This window comes from Streptococcus sp. 400_SSPC, assembly GCF_001072745.1.
Classification (GTDB): domain Bacteria; phylum Bacillota; class Bacilli; order Lactobacillales; family Streptococcaceae; genus Streptococcus; species Streptococcus xiaochunlingii.
Genome location: NZ_JVIQ01000039.1, coordinates 1 through 319, shown reverse-complemented (window position 1 = coordinate 319; position 319 = coordinate 1). Strand labels below are relative to the sequence as shown.

The window sequence follows — 319 nt, the reverse complement described above, 5'->3', positions numbered from 1 at the left end:
AGATAAGACATACTCAGGTGAAGTCGTTGCCGTTAAGGTTCAAGCGAAGGATGCCAACGGTACCCCAGCTGAAACAACTTACACACCTAAGATTACTCCAGTTGTTCCAAGTGCAGAGGATGTAACTTCAACAGATAAACAAGGCCAAACTCAGACAGGTAAGCCTAAGTTTACAGAAGGCAATCCAAACATTCCAATGGATGATGATACACCTGCAACATTCGAAGATGGTTCAACAACGAAGACAATTCCAGGTGAAGGAACTTACACAGTAGCTCCAGATGGAACAGTTACATTCGTACCAGAAAAATCATTCATC

1 protein-coding gene is annotated in these 319 nt (G+C 42.6%); it reads left to right on the top strand.

Going from position 1 to position 319, the window contains the following annotated elements:
• A partial coding sequence (locus ADH49_RS05335) for a hypothetical protein (protein ID WP_048690511.1) occupies positions 1 to 319 on the top strand: 319 nt, incomplete at both ends.